Genomic DNA, 9,351 nt, shown 5'->3' on the forward strand with positions numbered 1-9,351 from the left:
CGCGCAAGCCGGGCATGAGCCGCGACGACCTGATCGGCATCAATCTGAAGGTCATGAAGGCCGTCGGCGAGGGCATCAAGGCCCACGCCCCCAACGCCTTCGTCATCTGCATCACCAACCCGCTCGACGCCATGGTCTGGGCCCTGCAGAAATTCTCGGGCCTGCCCAAGGAGAAGGTCGTCGGCATGGCCGGCGTGCTCGACTCGGCCCGCTTCGCCTACTTCCTGGCTGAAAAGACCGGCGTGTCGGTTCAGGACATCCACGCCTGGACCCTGGGCGGTCACGGCGACGACATGGTGCCGATGGTGCGCCACTCGACCGTCGGCGGCCTGCCCCTGCCCGACGCCGTCAAGGCCGGCTTCCTGTCGCAGGACGAGCTGGACGCCATCGTCGACCGCACCCGCAAGGGCGGCGGCGAGATCGTCGCCCTGCTGAAGACCGGCTCGGCCTTCTACGCCCCGGCTGAATCGGCCATCGCCATGGCCAAGTCGTACTTGCTGGACCAGAAGCGCGTCCTGCCCTGCGCCGTCTGGCTGTCGGGCGAATACGGTCTGTCCGACCTCTACGTCGGCGTCCCGGCCATGATCGGCGCCGCCGGCGTCGAGAAGGTGATCGAGTTCACCACCAACGACGAAGAAAAGGCGATGTTCGAAAAGTCCGTCGCCTCGGTCCAGGGCCTGCTGCAGGCCTGCAAGGATATCGACGCCTCGCTGGTTTAAGCGATCATCCAGATCGAATGACGAAGGGCCTGCGGATCGCTCCGCAGGCCCTTTTCAATTCTTCCCGTCTGCCGACGGGAGAGGGAGCTGTCACTCCCGCACGTGGGCCAGCCAGTCCTTGCTCTGCATCTCGTTGAAGCGCGACACGGTCCGTTCGAATTCGAACGCCCCCACCCCTTCGGTATAGAGGGCCTCGGGCCGGGCGGCGGCCAGGACGATCAGCTTGGTCTTGGCCTCGTAAAGGGCGTCCACCAAAGTCACCAGACGCCGCGCCTCGTGGTGGTTGGCCGAACTCAGGATCGGCACGTCCTCCAGGAACAGGGTGTGGAACCGTTCGGCGATGGCCAGATAGTCCTGCGGCCCCAGCGGCCGGCCGCACAGGTCCGCGAAACTCGCCCGCGCCATCGAGCCGACCGTGCGTTCGATCACCATGTCGCGGCCCAGGACGGTCAGGTGCGCCGGTTCCTCCGGCTCGCCCCCCTTCAGCTCGCGCCACAGCTCCTCGAACCCGGCCCGGTCGTCGGGCGTATGCCAGATCTCGGCCGAACTCAGCCGGTCCAGCCGCCAGTCGCGCGCGCCCCCCGTTTCGACCACGGCGCACCGGTCGCGGATGATGTCGATGAAGGGAGTGAAGAGCTGGCGGTTGATGCCGTTCTTGTACAGGTCCTCGGGCGCCCGGTTCGAGGTGATGGCCAGCACCACCTTGTCCTCGAACAGGGCCTCGAACAGCCGGCCCAGGATCATGGCGTCGGCGATGTCCGTCACCTGAAGCTCGTCGAAACACAGCAGCCGGGCTTCGGACGCGATCAGCTTGGCGATGGGGGGAATAGGGTCGTCGCCCTTATGCGTCCCGAACACGGCCTTGCGGGCCTTGGCGTCCCCCTCGCGCCACTGTTTCACCAGGTCGTGGATCCGGGCCATGAAGGCGTGGAAATGGGCGCGGGTTTTCCGGGGCTCGGGCGTGGCCGAATAGAACAGGTCCATCAGCATGGACTTGCCCCGTCCCGGCGGCCCCCACAGATAGACCCCCTTCACCTCGGGCGCGCGCCCGAACAGGCCGAGCTTGGCCAGATCGACCTCCAGCCGCTCCAGGGCGACCAGGACTTCGGCCTGGGCCGGATCGGGCGTCAGCACGCCCTCTTCCACGCGGATGTCGTAGGCGTTTCGAATGCGGGAGGTCATGAAGCCCTGCTTAAAGTCCCCACGGCCGAAAAGCGATTGCTTAGCGGCTGCGAACGCCTATTTGCAGGGCCATCACTACAATGCGCTCAAGCCGCTCGGCCCGCAGGCCAGGCGACAGCGCGTCCGAAGGACAAGAAACATGGGTTATCGCGTCGCGATCGTCGGGGCCACGGGCAATGTGGGCCGCGAAATGCTGAACATCCTCGAGGAGCTGGAATTCCCCGTCGACGAAATCCACGCCATCGCCTCGCGCAAGTCCAAGGGGGTCGAGGTCTCATTCGGCGACAAGACCATCAAATGTCAGGACATCGAGCAGTTCGACTTCTCCAAGGTCGATCTGGTCCTGATGTCGGCCGGCGGCGAGGTCTCGCGCGCCTGGTCCGAGAAGATCGGCAAGGCCGGCCCCATCGTGATCGACAACTCCTCGGCCTTCCGCAAGGACCCGGACGTGCCCCTGATCGTGCCGGAAGTGAACCCGGACGCGGTCAAGGACGCCAAGAAGAAGAACATCATCGCCAACCCCAACTGCTCGACCATCCAGCTGGTCGTGGCGCTGAAGCCCCTGCACGACGCCGCCAAGATCAAGCGGGTGGTGGTCTCGACCTATCAGTCGGTGTCCGGCGCCGGCAAGGAAGGCATGGACGAGCTGTGGAACCAGACCAAGGCCATCTACGGCCTGGGCGACGCGCGTCCCAAGAAGTTCCCCAAACAGATCGCCTTCAACGTCATCCCCTACATCGGTTCCTTCCTCGAGGACGGCTCGACCGACGAGGAGCAGAAGATGTCGGACGAGACGCACAAGATGCTGGATCCTGACATCAAGGTCACCGTCACCTGCGTGCGCGTGCCGGTCTTCGTCGGCCACTCGGAAGCCGTGAACATCGAGTTCGACCGCCCCCTCGCCCCGGACGAGGCCCGCGCCATCCTGCGCGAGGCGCCGGGCGTTCTGGTCATCGATAAGCAGGAGCACGACGGCTACATCACCCCCGTCGACGCCGCCGGCGAACACGGCGTCTATGTCAGCCGCATTCGCAAGGATCCGACCGTCGAGAACGGCCTGAACCTGTGGGTCGTGTCCGACAACCTGCGCAAGGGCGCCGCCCTGAACGCCGTCCAGATCGCCCAGTTGCTGGACGAGACGGGCGTGATCACCTCGTCGTCGGGGTATCGTTCGATCAAGGTGTGACCCTCCGCCCCGTCATCCTCGGGCTTGACCCGAGGACCGGATGTTCAGCCGCTGGTGCAAACGAGCGACGCATAGGCGCCCGCCGCGTCCGATCCTCGGGTCAAGCCCGAGGATGACGGCAGGGCGTGAAAGGACACGCGCCCATGACCGCCGCCGCCGCCCCCAACGATCCCCGCGCCGTCGGCACGGCCGTCGCCTGCTACACCCTGTGGGGCCTCTTGCCCCTGCTGTTCATGGCCATGGCGACCCACGGGTTCGGCGCGCCCGAGATCCTGGCCCACCGGGCGGTCTGGTCGGTCTTCGTGGCGGGCCTGTTCCTGCTGCTGGCGGGCCAGTGGGGCGAGGCGCGGCGGGTGCTGGCGACGCCGCGCACCCTGGCCTGGCTGACCCTGTCGGCGGCGATGATCGCCACCAACTGGAGCCTGTACGTCTTCGCCACCACCCACCATGCGACGCTGGAGGCCAGCCTCGGCTATTACATCAATCCGCTGCTGAACATGGCGGCGGGGGCGGTGTTGTTCCGTGAACGGATCGACCGCTGGAGCGCCGTCGCCATCGGCCTGGCCGCCGTCGGCGTCGTCATCCAGACCATCGCCCTGGGCCATGTGCCGATCATCGGCCTGACCCTGGCCGTCACCTTCTGCGCCTATGCGGTGATCCGCAAACGCGTGCCGGCCTCGGCTCAGACCGGTCTGTTCGTCGAATGTCTGTTGCTGCTGCCGATCGGCGCGGTCTTCCTGGCCTGGCTGGCGACGCACGGCCAGGCGACCGGCTTTTCCTCGCCCGCCGGCCTGGCCTGGGCCCTGGTGAACGGCCCAGCGACAGTGATCCCTCTGGTGCTGTTCGCCTGGTCGGCGCGGCGTCTGCCCCTGTCCACCATCGGCTTCATCCAGTTCCTGGCCCCGACGCTCCAGTTCGCCTGCGGCGTCTGGGCGGGCGAGGCCCTGACGCCGTTGCGGATCGTCTCCTTCGTCTTCATCTGGGCCGGGGCCGGCGTATTTGCACTGGGCGCCGCCTCCCGGTCGCGCGCCGCACGCCGCGCCGTGGCCCTGACCGAACCAGGCTGAGACCTCACAGCGCTCCGTACACCGCCTCCAGCAGACGGCGCGGGCGCGGGTCGCCGATCAGGTGCGGCGACTGGCGCGTCATCACATAGGCGGCCGACAGCCGGCGTGACGGATCGGCCATGGCCATGGACCCGCCCCAGCCATAGTGCCCCCAGGCTTCGCCCGGACCGAAGACGTTCAGCCCGTCGTTGCGCATCAGGCCCGCCGCCCAGCTGATCACATAGGGCAGCACCTTGTCCTGTCCGTGGATACGCTCGCGCGTCAACTGGTCCAGCGTCCCGACCGACAGCACCGACCGCCCCTCCAGAACGCCCCCATTGGCGACCACCCCCAGTATCCGCGCCAGGCCCAGGGCCGTGCCGTGCAGATTGGCTGAGGGGATTTCCATCTTGCGCCATTCGGTCGATCCCCGCCCGCCGGGGGCCGAGCCCCGGTCCAGGAAGGCCGCCTGTTTGATCGGATCGACGGTTCCCAGGCTGGGCGCCGCCGTGGGCTTGCGCATCTGGGCCACCCGGCCATGCTCGCTCTCGGGCAGGCCGATCCACAGGTCCAGCTCGGGGAAGTCCGCCCGCAGGGCCTGGCCCATGGTCCGGCCGGTGGCCAGGCGGAAGACCTCGTTGGCCATATAGCCGACCGTGACGGGGTGATAGCCGGACGCCGTGCCAGGCTCCCACATCGGCGCCTGGGCCGCCAGCCGCGCCAGGACGGACGCCGCCTCGAACCAGACCGACGGATCCACCGCCTCGGAAAAGCCCGGCAGGCCCGCCTGGTGGCTCATCAACTGGCCCACGGTGATCCCGGCCTTGCCCGCCGCCCCGAACGCCGGCCACAGGCTGGCGACCGTCTGCTCATAATCCAGCCGGCCCGCCTCGACCGCGGTGGCGATCAGCAGGGCCATCACCGCCTTGCCGGTCGAGAACACCGGCGTCAGGGTCGTCTCGGTGAAGGCCGTGGTCCGCGCCGTGTCGGCATGGCCCGCCCACAGATCGACGACCGCCTCCCCGTCGATCAGCACGCTGAACCGCGCCGCCTGCTCGTTCAGCCCCTCGGGCGCATCGGTGAAATTGGCGGCGAAGGCGTCCTTTACCGCCCCGAAACGGGGGTCGCAGACGCCATGGATGTCGAGAGCTTCGGTCATGGCGTGGTCCTAGCGCGACCGCCGCCCACGAAAAAGGCCTCCCGCCGAAACGGGAGGCCTCAATCTTTCCGACCCTTGGAAAGGATCAGGCGGCGACGACCTCGGTCGCCTGTTCGGCCAGGATGGTCAGGCCTTCGCCGTTGACGTCGGCGAAGCCGCCCTTGACGTCGTACTGGGTCCGGGCGGCGCCGTTATAGACGGTCACCAGACCCTCGCGCAGAGCGGTCATGAAGGGGGCGTGGTCCGGCAGGACGCCGAAGTCGCCCTCGACGCCCGGCGCATCCACCTGGTCCACAAGGCCCGAAAAGACCTCGCGTTCCGGCGAGACGAGGGAGAAGTTCAGCTTGCCGGCCATGATCAGGCTTCCGAAGCCATCTTCTCGGCCTTGGCGACGGCCTCTTCGATGGCGCCGACCATGTAGAAGGCCGATTCCGGCAGGTGGTCGTATTCGCCGGCGACGATGCCCTTGAACGAGCGGATCGTGTCGGCCAGTTCGACGAACTTGCCGGGGGCGTTGGTGAACTGCTCGGCCACGAAGAAGGGCTGCGACAGGAAGCGCTGGATTTTGCGGGCGCGCGAGACGACCAGCTTGTCCTCTTCCGACAGCTCATCCATGCCCAGGATGGCGATGATGTCCTTCAGGCCCTTGTACTGCTGCAGGACTTCCTGGACCGAACGGGCGACGTTGTAGTGTTCTTCGCCGATGACCAGCGGGTCCATGATCCGCGAGGTCGAGTCCAGCGGATCGACGGCGGGGAAGATGGCCTGGGCGGCGATGTCGCGGCTCAGCATGGTGGTCGCGTCAAGGTGGGCGAACGAGGCGGCGGGCGCCGGGTCGGTGGGGTCATCGGCCGGGACGTAGATGGCCTGGACCGAGGTGATCGAGCCCTTCTTGGTCGAGGTGATGCGCTCTTGCAGATTGCCCATCTCGGTGGCCAGCGTCGGCTGATAGCCCACGGCCGACGGGATACGACCCAGCAGAGCCGACACTTCCGAACCGGCTTGGGTGAAGCGGAAGATGTTGTCGACGAACAGCAGGACGTCCTTGCCTTCTTCGTCGCGGAAATACTCGGCCTGGGCCAGGCCGGTCAAGGCGACGCGGGCGCGGGCGCCGGGAGGCTCGTTCATCTGGCCGTAAACCAGGGCGCACTTGGACCCCTCGGTCGAGCCGCCGTTCTTGGCCGGGTCGACGTTCACGTTGGACTCGATCATCTCGTGATACAGGTCGTTGCCTTCGCGGGTGCGCTCGCCCACGCCGGCCAGAACCGAATAACCGCCGTACGCCTTGGCGATGTTGTTGATCAGTTCCTGCATGGTGACGGTCTTGCCGACGCCGGCGCCGCCGAACAGACCGGTCTTGCCGCCCTTGGTGTAGGGGCAGATCAGGTCGATCACCTTGATGCCCGTGACCAGGATTTCCGACGAGTTGGTCTGCTCTTCGAAGGTCGGGGCCTCGCGGTGGATCGGGCGGTACTGGGTGGTCTGGATCGGGCCGGCTTCATCGATCGGCTGACCGACGACGTTCATGATCCGGCCCAGCACGCCCGGTCCGACCGGGGTCTGGATCGAGGTGCCGGTATCCGACACGGCCTGGCCGCGCGTCAGGCCCTCGGTCGTGTCCATGGCGATGGTGCGGACCATGTTCTCACCCAGGTGCTGGGCGACTTCCAGCACCAGGGTGAAGGGCTCGCCCGTCTTCTGGTCGATGTTCTGGGTGTGCAGGGCGTTCAGGATCGCCGGCAGGTGGCCGGTGAACTCGACGTCCACGACCGCGCCGATGACCTGGGCGATACGGCCCGTGGCGACGGCGGAGACGGGGGCGGCTGCCATGGAGGCGGCAGGAGCGGCCTTCTTGGCGGCCGGCTTGCGGGCGGCGGGCTTCTTGGGGGCGACGGTGTCGGTCATGGCTGGGGTCCGTATCGGAATGTCTGTTCGGTCGGGATCAGAGGGCTTCGGCGCCGGCGATGATCTCGATCAGTTCGGTGGTGATCTGGGCTTGGCGCTTGCGGTTGTACTGCAGCGTCAAGGCGTTGATGAGGTCGCCGGCGTTGCGCGTGGCGTTGTCCATCGCCGCCATCTGTGACCCGAAGAAACCCGCCTGGTTCTCGTACAGAGCGGCCAGGATCTGGGTCGTCAGGTTGCGCGGCAGCAGGGTCTCGAGGATTTCCTCTTCCGAGGGCTCGTAGTCATAGACCGCGCCGTTCAGGTCGATGGGCTGGGCGTCCCCTTCGACAACGGCCGGGATCAGCTGCTTGCCGGTCGGCACCTGCTGGATGACCGACTTGAACTGGCTGTAGAACAGGGTGACCACGTCCGCTTGACCGTCCTCGAACGCCGTGGCGATCATTTCGGCGACCGGCTGGGCCAGCGGCAGACCGATGGTCTTCTGGGCGCTGAGTTCGAAGGTGTGGATCACCTTCTCGCCGTACAGACGGACCAGCTGGTCGCGCGACTTGCGGCCGACGGCGATGATCTTCACGTCCTTGCCGTTGGCGATCAGGCTGTTGATCCGTTCGCGGGCGGCGCGGATGACATTGGTCGAGAAACCGCCGGCCAGACCCTTGTCCGCCGTCGCCACCACGATCATGTGACGCTGGTCCTGACCGGTGCCCGACAGCAGTTTCGGCGCGTCGGCGCCCGAGACGCCGGCCGCCAGATTGGCGATGACCGAGGCCATCTTGCGCGCATAGGGTCGGGCGCTCTCGGCCTGATCCTGGGCGCGTTTCAGCTTGGCCGCGGCGACCATCTGCATGGCCTTCGTGATCTTCTGCGTGGCTTTCACGCTTCCGATCCGATTGCGCATTTCCTTGAGGCTGGCCATCCGGCGTTGCTCTTCCTCTAACTACCGGCGGGGATCAGGCGAAGGTTTTGACGAAGGCGGCCAGGATGTCCTTCAGCTCGGCTTCGAGTTCCGAGGTCAGGTCCTTCTTGGTGCGGATGCCTTCCAGAAGCGAGGCGTGGTTCGCATGGATGCGGGCCAGCAGCTCCTTTTCGAACCGACCGACGTCGCTCACGGCGATGCCGTCGATATAGCCGCGCGTGCCGGCGTAGACCGAGACGACCTGTTCTTCCATCGCCAGCGGCGAATACTGGGGCTGCTTCAGCAGCTCGGTCAGACGAGCGCCGCGGGCCAGCAGCTTCTGGGTCGAGGCGTCCAGGTCCGAGCCGAACTTGGCGAAGGCGGCCATTTCCCGGTACTGGGCCAGCTCGCCCTTGATGGTGCCGGCGACCTTCTTCATCGCTTTGGTCTGGGCCGAGGAGCCGACGCGCGACACCGAGATGCCGACGTTCACGGCCGGGCGGATGCCCTGGTAGAACAGGTCGGATTCCAGGAAGATCTGGCCATCGGTGATCGAGATCACGTTGGTCGGGATATAGGCCGAGACGTCGTTGGCCTGGGTTTCGATGATCGGCAGGGCCGTCAGCGAGCCCGAACCATAGTCGCTGTTCAGCTTGGCCGAACGCTCCAGCAGGCGGCTGTGCAGATAGAAGACGTCGCCCGGATAGGCTTCGCGGCCCGGCGGGCGGCGCAGCAGCAGGGACATCTGACGATAGGCCACAGCCTGCTTGGACAGATCGTCATAGACGATCAGGGCGTGCATGCCGTTGTCGCGGAAGAACTCGCCCATGGCGGTGCCGGCGAAGGGCGCCAGGAACTGCAGCGGAGCCGGTTCCGACGCCGTGGCGGCGACGACGATGGTGTATTCCATCGCGCCGGCCTCTTCGAGGGTCTTGACGATCTGGGCGACGGTCGAACGCTTCTGGCCGATGGCGACGTAGATGCAATAGAGCTTGGCGCTCTCATCGTCGGTCTTGTTGACGTTCTTCTGGTTCAGGATGGTGTCGACGGCGACGGCGGTCTTGCCGACCTGACGGTCGCCGATGATCAGCTCGCGCTGGCCGCGGCCGACGGGGATCAGGGTGTCGATGGCCTTCAGGCCGGTCTGCATCGGCTCGTGGACCGACTTGCGCGGGATGATGCCCGGCGCCTTGACGTCGACGCGGCGGCGCTCGGTGAACTGGATCGGGCCCTTGCCGTCGATCGGCTCGCCCAGCGGG

At 66.7% G+C, this 9,351-nt stretch carries 9 protein-coding genes; 3 read left to right on the forward strand and 6 right to left on the reverse strand.

The genetic code is table 11. The annotated features are described in order from the left end of the window. On the forward strand, positions 1–719 hold a 719-nt coding region (locus Q7J26_RS14335; RefSeq protein ID WP_292124003.1), incomplete at its 5' end, for a malate dehydrogenase. A gap of 90 nt (positions 720–809) precedes the next feature. Here the strand turns inward: Q7J26_RS14335 and zapE are convergent. Then, positions 810–1,901, reverse strand: a complete 1,092-nt coding sequence (zapE, locus tag Q7J26_RS14340; protein ID WP_304937077.1) for a cell division protein ZapE — start codon at positions 1,899–1,901, stop codon at positions 810–812. 139 nt (positions 1,902–2,040) lie between these two features. Between zapE and Q7J26_RS14345 the strand changes: the two genes are divergently transcribed. Next, positions 2,041–3,087, forward strand: coding sequence for an aspartate-semialdehyde dehydrogenase (locus Q7J26_RS14345; RefSeq protein WP_304937078.1), 1,047 nt, complete (start codon positions 2,041–2,043; stop codon positions 3,085–3,087). Between the two features lie 143 nt (positions 3,088–3,230). Then, positions 3,231–4,154 (forward strand): EamA family transporter RarD, encoded by a 924-nt coding sequence (gene rarD / locus Q7J26_RS14350; RefSeq protein ID WP_304937079.1) that lies wholly within the window; start codon positions 3,231–3,233, stop codon positions 4,152–4,154. Between the two features lie 4 nt (positions 4,155–4,158). Here rarD and Q7J26_RS14355 read toward each other — a convergent pair whose 3' ends face one another. From Q7J26_RS14355 to atpA, 5 genes are all read right to left on the reverse strand, one after another. Continuing rightward, the gene (locus Q7J26_RS14355; protein ID WP_304937080.1) at positions 4,159–5,292 is read right to left on the reverse strand and encodes a serine hydrolase domain-containing protein; all 1,134 of its coding nucleotides are present in this window, start codon (positions 5,290–5,292) and stop codon (positions 4,159–4,161) included. An 85-nt stretch (positions 5,293–5,377) separates the two neighbouring features. Next, the gene (locus Q7J26_RS14360; protein WP_304937081.1) at positions 5,378–5,647 is read right to left on the reverse strand and encodes an ATP synthase F1 subunit epsilon; all 270 of its coding nucleotides are present in this window, start codon (positions 5,645–5,647) and stop codon (positions 5,378–5,380) included. Positions 5,648–5,649: 2 nt separating this feature from the next. Further along, the gene (atpD, locus tag Q7J26_RS14365; RefSeq protein WP_370651952.1) at positions 5,650–7,197 is read right to left on the reverse strand and encodes a F0F1 ATP synthase subunit beta; all 1,548 of its coding nucleotides are present in this window, start codon (positions 7,195–7,197) and stop codon (positions 5,650–5,652) included. Between the two features lie 37 nt (positions 7,198–7,234). Then, complete coding sequence (locus Q7J26_RS14370; RefSeq protein WP_304937082.1) at positions 7,235–8,113, reverse strand: F0F1 ATP synthase subunit gamma; 879 nt, start codon at positions 8,111–8,113, stop codon at positions 7,235–7,237. Positions 8,114–8,147: 34 nt separating this feature from the next. Further along, positions 8,148–9,351, reverse strand: a 1,204-nt coding sequence (gene atpA / locus Q7J26_RS14375; RefSeq protein ID WP_304937083.1) for a F0F1 ATP synthase subunit alpha, incomplete at its 5' end; no start/stop codon positions are given.

The organism is Brevundimonas sp. (assembly GCF_030656255.1).
GTDB lineage: Bacteria > Pseudomonadota > Alphaproteobacteria > Caulobacterales > Caulobacteraceae > Brevundimonas.